Below are 16,516 nucleotides of genomic sequence, written 5' to 3'. Positions count from 1 at the left end.
GGCGGTTATATTGCTATAAACACCTCTAATTTAAACCTGAAAGATGGTGGTGTGATTTCTACTAGTACCTATGGTCAGGGTTCTGCTGGGTATATTGATATAAACGCGACAGATGGTATCAATATTTCTGGATATGCTAAGGGTGAAAATAACAAACCTATTTCTGACAGTAACGTAATTTACTCGGAAAACAAACTTGCTTCTTCTAGGATTGAGAGTGAGGTAAAAAGGGGTGCTACGCGTGATGGCGGTTATATTGCTATAAACACCTCTAATTTAAACCTGAAAGATGGTGGTGTGATTTCTACTAGTACCTATGGTCAGGGTTCTGCTGGGTATATTGATATAAACGCGACAGATGGTATCAATATTTCTGGATATGCTAAGGGTGAAAATAACAAACCTATTTCTGACAGTAACGTAATTTACTCGGAAAACAAACTTGCTTCTTCTAGGATTGAGAGTAATGTAGAGTCAGGTGCCGAAGGTAATGCAGGAAAAATTAAAATTGACTTAAACGCAGGTTCTTTATCTTTAACTGATGGTGGTCTTATTAATACTAGTACCTTTGGTAAAGGTAATGCGGGAGCGATAGACATTACAGCAAAAGATAGTGTAAAAGCAGATGTAAAAATAGATGGTTCTAGCAGAATTGCAAGTAATGTAAATTCAGGTGCTAAAGGTGATGCAGGAAACATTAAAATTGACTTAAACGCAGGTTCTTTGTCTTTAACTAATGGTGGTTCGATAACGAGTCTTTTCTATGGTGAAACACGTAGAGACGATACAAGTGTTAAACCAGGAGAAAGAAAAGGCGGGAAGATCACCATAAAAGCTGGTGATATAAACATCAAAGGCCGTTACAGTGACAATAATAGTTCATTTTCTTCTCAAATTAATACTGGTACTCTTGGTATAGGCGATGCAGGAGATATTGACATTACAGCAAAAAATTTGTCTTTAACTAATGGTGGTCTTATTAATGCCAGTACCTTTGGTATAGGTGATGCGGGAGCGATAGACATTACAGCAAATGACATTACTATTGATCAGAGTCGTGTTGGCAATGTTGTAGGTGAGACAGCTACAGGAATGGGTAATAATATCACCATTACAACCTCTAATTTAACCTTGAAAAATGGTGGTGAGATTAATACTGATACTCGTGCTAACGGTGATGCAGGAAACATTAAACTTGACATCACAGACAACCTTAAATTAACCAATAGCACCATCTCCTCCGGGGCTACTTCAGATTCTACGGGAAAAGCAGGAAACATTAACATTGACCCCACACTGATAGAATTGGATGGTTCTCAAATCACTGTGAATAGTCAAGGATCAGGCGACGGTGGTAATATTACTCTAATAGGAAAAAACCTAAATCTGAATAATTCTACCATCTCAGCCAGTACCAAAAGTGGACAGGGCGGTGATATCACCCTGAATATTCCCGATACTATCCGTCAAAATAATAGCAAAATTGAAGCTAGTGCGGGGGAAAATGGTAATGGTGGTAACGTGACAATTAAAACTAAATTTATTATTGGTAATGGTGGTAACATTAGTGCCAACGCAACGCAAGGTAGGGGTGGGAAGATCGATATTGAGGCCAAAGGAAGTTTCGGATACAACGGGTATAGAAAAGATGAACCCAAAAAACCCAAAATTGACGCTAGTTCGGAAACAGGTGTTAATGGAGTTGTAGAAATATACTCCGGAGGTGAAGATCCTAGTCAAGGATTAATTGATTTACCGGAAAATTTACTGACTGCTACCATTATCACCAATTCTTGCCGTCAAGGACAAAGTTCACAAAATTCAAATTCATTAATAGTTAAAGGTCGAGGGGGTTTAGCCTTGACTTCAGATCAACTGCCTAGTAGTAGTGAGGTAGAAGTAAGTTTAATTGCGCCCACATCTGTAAAATCATCATCAGCAATTAACTCTACATCTGCAAACATGGAGAAAACAGCATTTAAAACCATTATTCCAGCCCAGGGTTGGGAAATCAATAGTCAGGGAGATGTGGTTTTGGTCGGTCATTCCACAGGAAACCCCGCTGAGAGAGTCAATACTGCTATTACTTGTGCATCAAATTAAGGTGGAGTTGAAAGAAAATGAGCATAAATCAGAAAACAACCCGGAAAACAACCCAGAAAAACAAATTTTCTCTGCAAAAAAGATTCTATCGTTCTCTTTTGCCACTGATTTTACTTTTTTGTTTTTCCCTGGCTATTACTCCCGTAATTGCCCAAAATCAGATAAATAAACCGGATACTGGCCAATTAATTCAACAAGCAAGCCAATTGTATAAAGCTGGGAAATTTGGCGAAGCTATCCCAATTTGGGAACAAGCTGTCCAGTCCTTACCCCAGGATTCTCTTAATCAAGCCTTAGTACGAAGTAATCTTGCTTTGACTTATCAGCAAGAGGGAAAATGGGAATTAGCTAAAAGCGAAATTAACCAAAGTCTGAAGACATTAGAGTCTGCTAAAATTACTACAGAACAACAGAGGGTTTTAGCTCAAGCCCTTGACATTCAAGGACAACTTCAGCAAAAAACCGGAGATTCTCAAGCAGCTTTAAATACATGGCAGCAAGCAGCACAACTATATCCCAACTCTGTAAATAATCAAATGGGGTTGATAAATCAGATTAACCAAGCTCAAGCTATGCAAGACTTGGGACTGTATCCGCGAGCTTGTCAAACTTTATTGGCTGTTCTTGGTTATACTGAGAAAAAATGTATGATTTCTGATGTAGAAATTAATACAATCAAGGATAAAATATCAGCTAATTCTGAGAAAACCTATCAAGCTAAGGCTTTCAGAAGTCTTGGTAATGTCATGCGTCTGACAGGTAATTTAGCAGAATCTGAAAAAATTCTCCAGGCTAGTTTAGATATTGCCAGAAAAAGTGGTTCTAGAGAAGATCAGAGTAAGGTTTTACTGAATTTAGGTAACACTCAACGAGACTTAGCTAATAGAAATATAGAACTAAATAATAAGGAAGGACTTGAATACCAAGAACAAGCCTTAGCTCAATATAAAGAAGCGGCTTCTCTTTCTTCTTCACCAACTGAAAAACCTCAGTCTCAGTTTCCTTCACCAACTGGAAAACCTCAGTCTCCTTTGCCTTCTTTACAGATTATAGAACTTCAATCTCAATTGGGTCAATTAGAAATCTTAATGGAACAGGAAAAATGGAAAGAAGCCACTGATTTAAAAAATCAAATCAAAGTTCCATTAACCTATTTATCCCCCAGTCGAGAAAGTATTTATGCTCAAATTAAATACGTGAAAAATTCTCTGTGTTTAGAGCAACAACAGCCGAATTGTCTGAAACCAACGACCCTAAATTTATCATCTGTGAAAGCAGAATCTTTCCAAGCAGCGGTGAAGATGTTAAATCAAACTGATGAAGTTGCCAGTCAATTGGAAGACAAGGGGACACAATCTTCTATCATGGGATTATTGGGTCAATTAGCCGAAAGTCGTCAAGACTGGAATGGTGCTAATAATTACACCCGAAAAGCATTAGATTATTCTCGCCAAGCTAAAGCACCAGAACTAACCTATCAATGGCAATGGCAAGAGGGACGAATATTTAAGGCTCAAGGTAAAAATAAAGAGGCTCTTAACTCTTATAAAACATCATTAGCAACACTGAAATCTCTGCGCCGTGATCTTGTTGCTGTTAACCGAGACAGTCAATTTAATTTCCGGGAGAATACTGAGCCTGTTTATCTAGAATATGTGAGTTTACTTTTGCAACCGCAAGAAGTACCACCAGAAGACCTGAAATTGGCTCGTGAAACCATTGATTCTTTAAAATTAGCAGAGTTAGAAAACTTTTTGCGATCAGCCTGTGATGATAATTCTAGCAGGTCAGTGAGTATTGATGAGGTGATTGATAAACAAGATCCTAACGCCGCGCTGATTTATCCTGTGCTATTAGAAGACCGTTTTGAGGTGATTGTCAAGTTACCCCAAAAGCCTTTAACTCGTTATACTTCCAAGATTGAGAAAAATAAACAAGATTTTGAGCGTCAGATTGCAGACGGAATAACTATTATTACCGCTGAAGATACTGGTAGTGGTCGTACATTACCCGTTATTGCCCAAAAATTATATGATTTGATCATTGGTCCTGGGGAAAAAGACTTACAGGAGAGTGGGGTGAAAACTTTAGTTTTTGTCCTGGATAGTTCTTTGCAAAACTTTCCCATGTCTGTGTTAAACAAGCGTCAGGAAAACGGTCAGCCAAAATATCTAATCGAACAGTATAATATTGCTTTAGCTCCTAGTTTGCAACTGGTGGACGTTCAGCGTTTCCAAAAGAAAAATGTCCCGGCCTTAATCGCTGGGTTGAGTGATTCACGAACTATTGAAGGTAGAGAGTTTGGTGAGTTAAAGTCTGTGAAGGATGAAATTAACAACATTAAATCCCTACTGCCTAATTCAACTAAGTTACTTAATCAAGAGTTTACCAGCAACGCCTTGACTAATAGGCTTAATTCCTCCTCTTTTTCAATTATTCATCTGGCCACCCATGGTGCGTTTAGTTCCCAACCTGATCAGACTTTTATTGTTACCTCCGATAAGAAGCTAAGAGTCAATGAGTTAGATAATTTATTGCGATCGAGAGATCCGGTGGAATTATTGGTGTTGAGTGCCTGTGAGACTTTAACGGGGGACAAGAGAGCATCTTTGGGATTAGCAGGTGTTGCTATCAGGGGAGGTACACGGAGTACATTGGGAACTCTGTGGCTAGTTGATGACAAGTCAACCTCCATGCTCATGGCTAAGTTTTATGAGGCTTTTAAGAATCAGAATATTAGTAAAGCCGATGCTTTGCGTCAGGCCCAACTAGCATTACTGCAAAGTCAGGACTACAAAGATCCTAATTTTTGGGCGGGTTACGTTCTTTTGGGTAATTGGTTGTAAATCCTCTTAAATCAAAAAGATCCCCGACTTCTTTAAGAAGTCGGGGATCTGGGTTAAGTATTTGCAAAAAAACTGCTCAATTATCCTCAATTCAGAGGTGGTTCTTGGGCAATGTTTGCCTCTTCCAAGTGTTTAACTGATGTTAATAATTGCTCCCAATAATCCTGAACCGTGGGATCATTGGGTTTTTGACGACGTAAATCAGCCAAGGTGGTAATGGCATTTTCCCAAATTCCAGATGCAGCATAAAGCATTACTTGCTCTATAGGATTACTGGTCTGTTGGATGGCATCTGAGAGGTTATCATCTTTAACAACCTGAATTACACCAGTTAAGGACAGGCCTGCTTGTTTGCCATAATTAGAGCAATTTGCTGACAACATCCAATTGTATTTCTGATCCAGTTTTAATGGGCGATGATCAGGGACTTTGATACTGAAAATGCCACCTTGGGGAGGTGTTTTGAAATTCTTGGTGTACAAGGGTTCATCAGCTTCATCTCTGAGGACAAATTCGAGAGATTGAATTGGTTCAGCAGTTTTAGGAATGTAGAAAAAGAATGTCGGATGATTTGATGTCGTCAGTTGTGAGCTATCAGTATCAGACATAGCTGTTAAGGCTGTCAATTCTGATTGATGATTTTTCCCATCCAAACTACTAACAGCATTTAAGCAACTTCTTGTTGATCCTGTTCTGGTTGCTCCTTGTCTCAGTCTCATGGGTTTGGTGGGAACAAAGCTAAGTCTAAGTACCTTACCCCGGCCAATGTAGGCTTGTACATTTCTGATAGCATTTTGAGCATAGCGATCGCCGGGAATTAATTGTTCAGCCTCCTTGAAAGAAAGTAAAGCTGCTTTAAAATTTCTAACTGCGGTTTTTTTGTACCCTTCCCGCATATACTGATTGTAACGTTCACGGTTCTGATTATTGGGAGTAGCTAGAGCAACAGATGAACCGGGGGTGTGACTGACCACCTCTAAAGGTAGAGATAGAAACCCCGCTAGAAGTAATCCTGTCAGAATGGAGTTTCGCATAAAACAGATAATGATTGGTTGAAAAGTCCTTTATTAATCAATCCTTAATGTCTGGAACCACCGAGATATGTAACTGTTAAGTTGCCGTTTATAGGGTCATTGTTCTGCAATCAGATAAAATCTGGATCTTTGCAGTTGGTTTAAGCTAGAACACAAAACATATTATACTCCATAATTTTAATGATGACGGATTTTAATTGATTAGTTTTAATTAAGTAAGTTAGCGTTAAAAATTGTCCTGATGACAAAGAAATAGGAAAGGGTGAACAGCGACAGAGAAGGCATTTTGGGCAATTTTACCTTCCGTTACTTATGTCGGTTTTCTGCTATTCACTTACTTATCAATTAATTTCTCTGTCAGCATATTAGACTGTAATCTCCATGATTTTCGACATCTTGTTACTTTTTGCTATACTGACACAGTAAGATTCTCGCATTTGTTACGCCATCAGAAAATCAACATGGCTAGTAGGTAACATATTAGTTTTATTTAATAGAGGGTAAATTAGTGAAGAAACAGTTAAACACTGTGTTACGGAAAACATCAAGTCTGGGGCTAATGTTACTACTCCCTATATTGGGAAATTTACTCTTTTTAGCTAATGCTAAGGCAGAGTTGAATAGTAGTCTGACAATTGAAGTAGAGGGACTCAAAAACAAATCTGGACAAATTTGTGCCACGCTTTTTGATAAAAGTCAAGGGTTTCCTCGTGATAGTAAAAATGCTTTACAATCCCAATGTATCAAGATCACAGACATATCTCAAAAACTGACTTTCAATAACTTGAAAGTGGGTAGTTATGCTGTTGGATTAATTCATGATGCCAATGAAAATGGTAATCTCGATACTGGTGCTTTTGGTGCGCCCATAGAAGGTTTTGGGTTTTCTAATAATCCAGAGGTTTTCACCGGACCGCCTAAGTTTAATGATTCGGCTGTTGCTGTATCTAAAACTAATACTGATATTAAGATTAAGATGAAATATTTCTTTGGTTCTTGATTGATATAGCAATCGTTCATACCCAGATCCCCGACTTCTAACATTGATTTATTATTTATGGACAGAATGAATCAAAGAAGTCGGGGATCTTATTACAATTTTGTATCCCCACATACAGCAAACAAATCCGAAAATAAAATAAAGAAATCCACCTTTCCACTACCAAAATAATAAAATAATAATAGTAGTAGGTAATACATAAAATCTATATTTACTGTCATCAAAACAGTGTTTATCAGGAAATGAGTACAACTAAATATATGGAAGAATATCTTGCCTAAATAGCTGTAAAGTCCTACAGGTTAAGAGGTTTCTGGTGAGTACAAAAAAGCTGCATCCCTGATCTGAAAATACCAGTACCCCTGTGATCAAAAGCTAGTACCCCTACCCCAAGAGAAAATGTAAAGTTCTGTTAAATAGGCAGTTAAACATATTGAGTACAAGCTTAATAAATTTAATAAATCTAATCTGCGTTGCTAATTCTGTCTGTTTGGAAGTTATCTGATATAAGCATGAAAACAGTACAGGATTTTTTCACCTAACAATACCAATGCACCAGTCATTAAACAGGATCATTAAGACTGAGACTGTAAATACAAAGCTACGTAAACATGAAGGTTTTAGATTTTTTTTAGAACCATTAATCAGTGATTTTCGGATTATTTTTGAGCGTGATCCAGCAGCACGTAATTGGTTAGAGGTCATATTTTGTTACCCCGGCTTTCATGCTCTGTGTTTACATCGTCTTGCACATTGGTTACATATCCACAATGTGAGTTTTATTCCCCGGTTGATTTCTCATTGGGGACGATTTTTCACAGGTGTTGAAATTCATCCAGGAGCAAAAATTGGTAAGGGTGTATTTATTGATCATGGCATGGGTGTTGTCATTGGTGAAACTGCCATTGTGGGAGATTATACACTCATTTATCAGGGTGTAACATTGGGAGGAACTGGCAAAGAAAGCGGTAAACGTCATCCGACATTGGGTAGTAATGTTGTTGTCGGTGCGGGTGCGAAAGTATTAGGAAATATCCAAATTAGCGATCGCGTCCGTATTGGTGCAGGGTCAATTGTCTTGCGTGATGTGCCTCCAGATGCCACTGTGGTGGGCATTCCTGGCCGGATTATCGCTCCTAAGTCTAGTAACCCCATTTCCCCCTTAGAACATGGCAAATTACCCGATATAGAGGCAGGTGTGATTCGTTCTTTACTCTCGCGGATTGAGCAGTTAGAACAACAAGTCCAAACTCTCACTAATCATCACCAAGATGATCAATAAAGTTAACTCCATAAATTGTGAATTACTGATGTCACCAAATTGTAACTTTTTAACTGTCGGTGAACAAATTTTGCAAGTTCCTTTAGGTGATAGATGGTGTATTTATCATCGGTTGCAAGAGTTGATGATTTCCTGTTCCTGTCCCCCGGATGGGTCTTTGCGCGTGCAAGTTAATAACCTAGAAGAAGCGATTCTTGTTCGTAGTACATTGATGCAATTTTTTGCTTCTCGTCATCAATTGGTGACATGGTTAGAGAATTGTTTGTGCAACGGTGTTGAGTAAAGATTGCTGGAAACAATCATGTTTTTTTTGATTAGTACGACTGATAACAATTAATAATTCTAGCCCTGTCTAATCCAAAGCATATCAGAGGTTAATTTTTAATGCAAGTCTGATTGATCTCAAGTCATTATTCACTCACAAACTATCTTGCATATTCCAGATAATTCACATAAGCTAAGGTTCACCCAGGTTACTAAAACTAAAAAATTAGTAATTGCTGATGGGAATAACTTGTACCTTATGTTGATTTCAATTGTCAATGTCCAATTATGGTAATTAATCGTATTGATAGGAAGTTACTGCAATTTCTCCAAAAAGAACTGGCACTTTCCCAGGCTGATATTGCTGTAGCAACACGACATCCTGAGTTCAATCATGGACCTTTACCGATGCTGCTTTGGCAATATGGTTTAGTGGATTTGCAACAACTAGACAGAATTTTTGATTGGCTTGCAGAACATCCTGAATTGAGGTAGATGAAAAATTACCAGTAAACATAAGAGGTAATAATTATGATTACTAGTTTGATTGCTGGCATGAGTATGTTATTTTTTACAGGATTTACTAATATTTGTATGGGTTATTGGCTATTAACGAAATCCACAAATAATACCACAAAAAATATTGGCTAAATTATACTTATTTTTTGTTTCTTGTCATACAGATGCAACAGCAATATTTAGTTAATAATTAAGGATCGTAAATCATGAATCATGATTTATTCGCTCAATTAACAATTCATTAGCCATCTACCACTATGAAGAATTGTAGCGAACAAGGATATTACAAAAAACTCCGCTAGAGGGACTTTGAAAATGTATCAAATCATGATTAATGATACGACATTACGTGATGGGGAACAGGCAGCGGGTGTTGCTTTTAACTTAGAAGAAAAAGTAGCGATCGCTCAATTCCTCGATACCATTGGTGTCCATGAATTAGAGGTGGGAATTCCGGCAATGGGAGAAGAAGAAATTCGCGCCATTGTTGCCATTCGTAACTTAGATTTAAACGCTAAACTATTAGGTTGGAATCGCGCTGTATTATCAGATATAAAAGCTTCTATAGCCTGTGGACTAGAGCGAGTACATATTGCTATTCCTGTGTCTGGAGTGCAAATTGCCGCTAAATTTCATGGACAATGGCGAGTAAGTTTACAAAAGCTCAAAGACTGTATTAGCTTCGCCTTAGATCAAGGTCTTTGGGTATCAGTTGGTGGTGAAGATTCTTCTAGAGCCGACGAAAACTTTCTCCAAGATGTTGCCATGTTATCGCAAGAATGGGGAGCATCACGTTTTCGGTTTTGTGATACAGTTGGGGTACTTGATCCCTTCCGAACTCACCTTAAAGTTAAGCATTTAGTATCAACTCTATCAATTCCTATTGAGATTCACACCCATAATGATTTTGGACTAGCAACTGCTAACGCCTTAGCGGGAATCAAAGCTGGTGCTGTATCTGTAAATACTACCGTTAATGGACTAGGAGAAAGAGCCGGAAATGCCGCTTTAGAAGAAGTAATCATGGCTCTAAAATGTATTTACGGTGTTGACTTAGGAATTCAAACTCAACACTTGTTAAAACTATCTCAATTAGTCGCTAAAGCCTCCGGTGCTAATGTTCAACCTTGGAAAGCAATTGTGGGTGAAAATACCTTTGCTCATGAGTCTGGTATTCATGCTCATGGTGTTCTGCAAAACCCCGTTACTTATGAACCTTATGCTCCTGAAGATGTGGGTTGGGAACGGCGTTTAGTCATAGGTAAACATTCTGGTCGGCATTCATTATCTAATCTCTTAGAACAGCATGGCATCTTTCTCGATTCTCAAGAAACCCAAGCTATTTTAGATGTAGTCCGTCAGCAATCAATCCTCAAAAAACGCAGTCTCACTACAGAAGAATTATTAAATTTAGTCAGCGAAAAAAGGTATTCCCATGCAACGTGATGAAATAGAACTGGACTCGCAACCCATTTTTGAAATTGGTCAAAAAGTTCGAGTTAAGAAACTAATCAAAAACGATGGAACTTTTCCCGGTAGAGAAATTGGGGAAGTTTTAGCAAAAATTGGTGATGTTGGTTATGTCTCCAGCATTGGCACATTTTTGCAAGCTTATTATATCTATGCTGTACATTTTTTGGAAACAGGGTACATCATCGGTTGTCGAAAAAGAGAACTAGAATCTGCTGAGGAAACACATGAAAGTAATGCTCCGAATGAATGATGCTGGTACTTTAGTTGTCTACGTCCCTAAAAAAGATTTAGAAGAAGAAGTAGTCAAAGAAAGAGATGGTGAAGCAGGTAAAATTCTCACTTTAACTAATGGTTGGGAATTAGAATTTAGTGAATTTCCCGATAAAAGTCGTTTACCCGTAACAGTGGAAGCTAAACGCCTTTCTTAACATTTCAATCCATCCTAAGAAGGTAAGAGGTGAAAATATCTTTTTCCTCTTCCCTCTTAATTGGAATCATCAACATAACTCCAGATAATACCGTTTCACTTTAATAATGAAACAAATACGTGGGTAAGTAAAAACCGCCTGGGAATCAATTCCCAGTCTAATAGCGAAAGTCATCTAAAGATGACTAAACATTAAGAAAATTTATGGCTCTTGCGTCTGTTTTATGGAGGTTGAGGATTGATTATCACAAAACCCTTACGGGGCAAGGATCATAAACTATAATGCCCATATTTTGAATGAAATGCCGACACAATAAGGCTTTCAATGATTTTGAACTGGGTTCTCCATAAAATTTACGCAAGAACCAAATTTATTAGTCCGTTTTAACGGACTTGAGCTATGAGACAGGGAATTTATTCTCTGGCGGGTGTGGAAGCCAACAGATAAGCTATTTCCTCTTGAAAAAATTGGGTTATCGCAAATGGGTGAAAAATATTTGACCTTATCGGAATTGAATATTGAAGGACAGTTTTTAGGTTTTGTTGGTAAAGACGCTGGGAAATGTAAACATTTACAGTTAGCAGTTCCTGGGGGAAATATTAAACTAAAAATTCCTAAAAATTTACGCTGTTCGCTAGGTTTATCCTTAGTTCCTGGTGAACAAATTCGCATAGATGCTATTAGTAAATTAAATCTCCGTAACAATAAACTCAAATTGCAACTTTATCAAATTCAAGCCATTGGTTTTTGTGTGCTGGAAAATTTCCTTCCGCAACCCAAAGCCAAAATTATGGTTTGTCAAAAATCTGGTTGTCTGAAACGGGGTGGAAAGGGGTTATTGTCAGACCTAGAAAAAACTTTAGGCGATCGCGGTTTATCTGATAAAGTGACAATTGAACACACCGATTGTCAAAAACGCTGTAGCAGCGCTCCCAATTGTGTTTTGATGCTAGGTAAAAAACAATACAAGAAAGTTCAACCAGAAGCCATAGCGTCCTTGCTAGAGAATCATTTGAGTTAACATAATACCCCGGCGATTAGAAATCGCGTCTACACAATCAAAGTCCACCTGCGTGGACTAAGAAAAAGTATTTTAACCCGCAAAGGCGGGTTTTGTCTGTGTAGCTGCGAATTCCATTCGCCAAGCTTCCTTTAAGGGTTTCCAAGTCATTTTAAGTCTTGTAAGTCATAAACTTTATACAGCAAGGGGTTGAGTCTACAAGGAAAGATTTAGTCTAAAATCCAATAAATTATTATGTTGACAAATAATTTTTTAGATGGTACACTAGCATAGTGTGAAGATGGAAAATACTGTCAATTTGATATTGACACATACCAAATCTTGCCCTATACTGAGGTTGTGGGTCTATAAAAATCTTACTAAAACCCATAAATTAAAAGTCAGCCTAGCCCATCATAGCCATGCTGACATTTGTTTTAAATCAAACTGTTCCTGATTTACCAGATCAGGGACTCCTCTTTAAAAAAAAGGAATCGTATCTATTATGACACAAAAGGCCAATTTTCAACCACTTCATGTTGAAATTAGCAATTCTGAAGTTTCGGCAAATCTAAAAGTCTGTGTCACCATAGACTTGAGGCTCATTAACCAAAAATATCCCAGAAAATATCTTAAAGCTGAAGATATAGCAAGAGAACTTAACAGTCGAACTGGAGAAGATTATTGGTCTGAACGCAAAGTTAATAAAAAGCTTGCTGAATTAGGATACCAGATAAAACCCTATCAAGCATGGCAACCCACTGAAAAAGGTAGACAGATTGCAGATTTTAGCAATCCAGTACCTAAATGGAGTCCACAAGTTATTGACTTAATTTTACAACAACTACCTCAGCAGTTAAGATTAGCTGTTTAAAGCAAATATCTGATGCTTTATTTTTCTTGAGTTTGTAGGGTGGGTTAGGTGCATTTCTAGAAAGTTATTATTGATAATCGAGGAAGCACCGTAACTCACCATTAAAGAAACTTTTCATAAAATATCTTTACACTGTTGCATGATTGACGATAAATAATATGACATCCTGAAAATCCTTAAATCCTATAAATTCTAATTTAGACAAAAAGAAACAATCTAAAAATACCCCACGTCAATAATGATTGATCATCCTTGTATTCTGACAAAGGAAATCATGAAAAATCTCTTTATCTCGTTCCCAGTCTCTGACTGGGAATGCTATCACAGAGGCTCTGCCTCTACTATTATTATTGAAGGCACAGAATCAGGATACCCAGGATTAAAGGATTTACAGGATAATTTTATTCACAATATTCTTAGCTATTCATACTTTGAGGATGAATAATCGTAATTTCTGGAACAGCTATAAAATCTTTGGGGTTTAAAGTTAAAATATGGCTGATATTATGAGCAAGCATCACTGCTAATATATGTATATCGTGAGTGCGTTTACCAGAAATATTATATGTTGTCACTAAGTTTAACCAAATAGAAAATACATCAGGTGTTTCTTCTAGTAAATCAAATTGATTTATTAGCATTTGTACTGCTTGAGTTGTTTGTTCTACAGTCCATCCTAATCCATTAACATTAACAGGACGAGTAGCAACAACCCAAAATTCAATAATTACTTGAGAGGTAATAAAACATTGACCACCTTGTAATAAAATTTCAGAAATAGTATTCTGTATAAGGTTATATTCCAGAGATTGAGAATTTGCAAATCTAAGAATAATATTGCTATCAAGTAAATAGTTTCTCATATTCCTCTATCATCATAAATATTTTCTCGACGCAGTGCTTCATCTGATAGGGTAATACTACTTTGAGGAAATTGAGATAACCATTCCTGAAATTGTGCTACTTTTTCTGCTGATGTTAAATTTTGCTGTTCTGCTGGCAGAATTATATTGATATGAGAAAGTTTAGATAAGAAAAGTTTCTGATCTTCTGGAGTTAATTTGGAAACAATTTCTACAAGGGAATCAACAAGTTGTACATTCATAATTATTTATGTTATTTACTAGGTTATGGACAATATTACACTGTATTTTAATTATAAACTCTAAGAGGATGTTTGAAAAGTGGTATTCCGTAATTTTCATCACATTGCTACCCCCCTTAGTCCCCCCTTGTAAAGGGGGGAAACAATAAAAATCCAGTTCCCTCCCCTTTACAAGGGGAGGGTTAGGGTGGGGTAAAAAATATTTGATACATCAACCATAACTTTTCAAACACCCTCTAAACTGCAAAATTCTTTTAGTCCGTTTTAACGGACTTTCGCTATAAGACTGGGAATTTATTCCCAGGCTGGTGATGATGCTTCATGAAGTATAATATTTTCATCATTAAATCCTATAAATTCTAATTCAGACAAAAAGAAACAATCTAAAAATACCCAACGTCAATAATGATTGATCATCCTTGTATTCTGACAAAGGAAATCATGAAAAATATCCTCATATTCACCACAATTCTATCTTTAGGTAGTGTAATAACTTTCAAATCTATGCCTGTTGTTGCTAATCCCAGCTACCAACAGTATCAAGTTAACAAAGACGTTAAAACCATCCAATCCGTACCAATTCCAGCCAATGAATTACCACCACCATTAGACAAAAACGGAGTATTTAGAGAAATTACCAGTGGGGGAATAGCTGGAAAAACCTATGAAACAGTTTTGCTCAAGGATGGTCAACTGATACGAACAAAAATAGGTGATGCTAACGACTCAGAGCGTAGCGTCAAAAAAGTTACTGAAGAACAAGTTAAACAATTTGAAAAATCATTAACCCAAGACAAATTTGAACAATTCAACAAATTGAGTTTCCCCGCACCTCCAGGTTCAGCAGATTATATCACCTATACCCTAACCAGTCAAAAAGCCACAACCCAATATAATGACATCTCGCAATCTCAACTACCAAACAAACTAGATAAAGTTGTCAAAGCCTGGAACGAATTAAAAAATAGTGCCAAATAACTAACCCAAATCCTCAACTATTGAAGTTGGGGATTTAAATCACACTTTTAATTTCTGTATTTCTTCCTTCCTTTGCGCCTTTGCGCCTTTGCGTGAGACAATTTATTTATCATCCCTTCTCAACCAAACCCTCCAAAACCTGTTGTAAATCAGTCGTCAACTCAGCCACCGATTGTCTAGCAGCGACGCGACTACCTTTATAAACCGCATAACGTTGAGAAATAGAAATGGGTTCACCCACAGTTATTCTCACCTGCTGCTTACCCAATTGTGGACGATTTAAAGAAATATTTCCCTTAATTTTATTAACCATATCCCATAAAAGTAAAGTCATTTCTGCAAATCTTTCCACCGTTGGTTTTTCGCGGATATACATCCCAGAAACAGCCACAAAACTCTCAACCAATCTCATGTGCCACATCCGAAAATATGCTTCTTCAGCAACTCTATCTCCCAAACTTTTCTCAATGAGTGATAATGATTTAATATCCTTAAAATCTTCCCTAAATATATAATTCCAACCGGCTTGTTCCACCCGTCTACATCTATCATTCCAATTCCCCCTAGATGGTAAATCAAAATATTGTTCAGCAATAAATAAAGCAATATTCATCACAGCTTGTAAACGATAAGCTAAAGCTTCATTTCTATCTATAATTTCCCCATTAGTAATTTTTTCATCTGGTAATGTTTGATGATAAAATTTAGTATAAAATTGCTCCATTACCGATAATAAATGTTCAGCTAACCCTAATAATCGGGGATAAAGCGCAGCAAAAGAAGCCTCAGTTTTCTCTTGATTCACAGATAAACCACTAGCCGCTTCTAATTCAGTTAACAAATTTGCTATATTATCCCAAGGTTCATTGACATAACTATATTTAATGCCAATTGGTAAAATTAAAACTTCCTCATCTCTTCCCGCTTTTTGCAAATCTTCCGCACACCAAAAACCCATCTGTGCGATACCCGGTTCTAAGGGACTAATAATCTCCGATAAACCATTTGTAGCACCTTCTGGCGCAGCAGCCATCGGAAACTGACCATTGACATACAAATCCCGCACCGAACGCAATCCAGTCCAATCAGCTTTACCGCGTTGAATCGGAGTTCCCCCCAAGTGGGAAATTACCCAACCCACATGATCACCAGCCCAGAGAGGAATGCCCCGATCATAGATAAAATGGGCATGAAGCGGATATTGTAGCTGTGTACCCCCAACTCGTGCTACTTTAGGCAAGATTTGGGACAGTAAATAAGTTAAACAAAGAGGGTCTGCTGTTTGAGGATGACGAAACGCCAACATAAACCGGATTTTACCATCCTGAAACCGTTGATAGCAATCCGCCAAAGTTTCAACATTGTCTGCTTCAATGTTGCTAATGGGTGTTTTCCAGCGAATCCAGTTAGGTAGCACTAGATGTACCAACTTTAACAACAAAGGGTTAAAAGCTGGCGGAATAAATTCTAAAGGTGGTTGCGCTTGATACATTATTTCAGACACAGTAATTATCTCCTCAAGTTATAACAAGTGACAGGTGATACCAATTTTATGTGAGGCTGCACAGAATAACAATCATTCATATTTATCTGCGTTTATCTGCGTTCAT

The 16,516-nt window shown here is 37.4% G+C and carries 16 protein-coding genes; 12 read left to right on the top strand and 4 right to left on the bottom strand.

The window, feature by feature from the left end; translation table 11 throughout:
* A partial coding sequence (locus AN486_RS10940) for an S-layer family protein (protein ID WP_290600620.1) occupies window positions 1-2,103 on the top strand: 2,103 nt, incomplete at its 5' end.
* 17 nt (window positions 2,104-2,120) lie between these two features.
* Complete coding sequence (locus tag AN486_RS10935) at window positions 2,121-4,949, top strand: CHAT domain-containing protein (protein ID WP_290600618.1); 2,829 nt, start codon at window positions 2,121-2,123, stop codon at window positions 4,947-4,949.
* Window positions 4,950-5,035: 86 nt separating this feature from the next.
* On the opposite strand, the gene AN486_RS10930 is transcribed toward AN486_RS10935, so the two are convergent.
* Complete coding sequence (locus tag AN486_RS10930; protein WP_168635012.1) at window positions 5,036-5,983, bottom strand: DUF928 domain-containing protein; 948 nt, start codon at window positions 5,981-5,983, stop codon at window positions 5,036-5,038.
* A 559-nt stretch (window positions 5,984-6,542) separates the two neighbouring features.
* Between AN486_RS10930 and AN486_RS10925 the strand changes: the two genes are divergently transcribed.
* The 9 genes from AN486_RS10925 to AN486_RS10885 all read left to right on the top strand — a co-directional run bounded on the left by AN486_RS10925 (window position 6,543) and on the right by AN486_RS10885 (window position 12,823).
* The gene (locus tag AN486_RS10925; protein ID WP_290600615.1) at window positions 6,543-6,983 is read left to right on the top strand and encodes a DUF2141 domain-containing protein; all 441 of its coding nucleotides are present in this window, start codon (window positions 6,543-6,545) and stop codon (window positions 6,981-6,983) included.
* Between the two features lie 550 nt (window positions 6,984-7,533).
* Entirely contained in the window at window positions 7,534-8,265 is a 732-nt protein-coding gene (gene cysE / locus AN486_RS10920; RefSeq protein ID WP_053540243.1) for a serine O-acetyltransferase, read from the top strand.
* A 28-nt stretch (window positions 8,266-8,293) separates the two neighbouring features.
* Complete coding sequence (locus AN486_RS10915; protein WP_027404317.1) at window positions 8,294-8,548, top strand: Asr1405/Asl0597 family protein; 255 nt, start codon at window positions 8,294-8,296, stop codon at window positions 8,546-8,548.
* 269 nt (window positions 8,549-8,817) lie between these two features.
* Window positions 8,818-9,024: a DUF2949 domain-containing protein gene (locus tag AN486_RS10910; protein WP_027404318.1), complete on the top strand. Its 207-nt coding sequence runs from the start codon at window positions 8,818-8,820 to the stop codon at window positions 9,022-9,024.
* A gap of 339 nt (window positions 9,025-9,363) precedes the next feature.
* Complete coding sequence (gene nifV / locus AN486_RS10905; protein ID WP_039201681.1) at window positions 9,364-10,494, top strand: homocitrate synthase; 1,131 nt, start codon at window positions 9,364-9,366, stop codon at window positions 10,492-10,494.
* Window positions 10,484-10,771, top strand: a complete 288-nt coding sequence (locus tag AN486_RS10900; RefSeq protein ID WP_015078853.1) for a nitrogen fixation protein NifZ — start codon at window positions 10,484-10,486, stop codon at window positions 10,769-10,771. The genes nifV and AN486_RS10900 overlap by 11 nt, the downstream gene beginning before the upstream one ends.
* A complete protein-coding gene (gene nifT, locus AN486_RS10895; protein ID WP_053540244.1) occupies window positions 10,746-10,949 on the top strand; it encodes a putative nitrogen fixation protein NifT in 204 nt (67 codons plus the stop codon). The genes AN486_RS10900 and nifT overlap by 26 nt, the downstream gene beginning before the upstream one ends.
* 481 nt (window positions 10,950-11,430) lie before the next feature.
* Window positions 11,431-11,970, top strand: a complete 540-nt coding sequence (locus AN486_RS10890) for a (2Fe-2S) ferredoxin domain-containing protein (RefSeq protein WP_193896100.1) — start codon at window positions 11,431-11,433, stop codon at window positions 11,968-11,970.
* Between the two features lie 484 nt (window positions 11,971-12,454).
* Window positions 12,455-12,823 (top strand): hypothetical protein, encoded by a 369-nt coding sequence (locus AN486_RS10885; RefSeq protein ID WP_290600609.1) that lies wholly within the window; start codon window positions 12,455-12,457, stop codon window positions 12,821-12,823.
* A gap of 416 nt (window positions 12,824-13,239) precedes the next feature.
* On the opposite strand, the gene AN486_RS10880 is transcribed toward AN486_RS10885, so the two are convergent.
* Entirely contained in the window at window positions 13,240-13,686 is a 447-nt protein-coding gene (locus tag AN486_RS10880) for a type II toxin-antitoxin system VapC family toxin (protein ID WP_290600607.1), read from the bottom strand.
* Window positions 13,683-13,928 (bottom strand): hypothetical protein, encoded by a 246-nt coding sequence (locus AN486_RS10875; RefSeq protein ID WP_290600605.1) that lies wholly within the window; start codon window positions 13,926-13,928, stop codon window positions 13,683-13,685. The genes AN486_RS10880 and AN486_RS10875 overlap by 4 nt, the downstream gene beginning before the upstream one ends.
* Window positions 13,929-14,369: 441 nt before the next feature.
* Here AN486_RS10875 and AN486_RS10870 point away from each other — a divergent pair, with 441 nt between their 5' ends.
* The gene (locus AN486_RS10870; protein ID WP_290600603.1) at window positions 14,370-14,906 is read left to right on the top strand and encodes a hypothetical protein; all 537 of its coding nucleotides are present in this window, start codon (window positions 14,370-14,372) and stop codon (window positions 14,904-14,906) included.
* 109 nt (window positions 14,907-15,015) lie between these two features.
* Here AN486_RS10870 and AN486_RS10865 read toward each other — a convergent pair whose 3' ends face one another.
* Window positions 15,016-16,410, bottom strand: a complete 1,395-nt coding sequence (locus AN486_RS10865) for a 1-acyl-sn-glycerol-3-phosphate acyltransferase (protein ID WP_290600601.1) — start codon at window positions 16,408-16,410, stop codon at window positions 15,016-15,018.
* Window positions 16,411-16,516: the final 106 nt, after the last annotated feature.

It is taken from the genome of Anabaena sp. AL93 (assembly GCF_001672085.1).
In the GTDB taxonomy this organism is placed as follows: Bacteria; Cyanobacteriota; Cyanobacteriia; order Cyanobacteriales; family Nostocaceae; genus Dolichospermum; species Dolichospermum heterosporum.
Note: the sequence above shows the minus strand (reverse complement) of the source record. Positions and strands in the feature narration are given on the sequence as shown.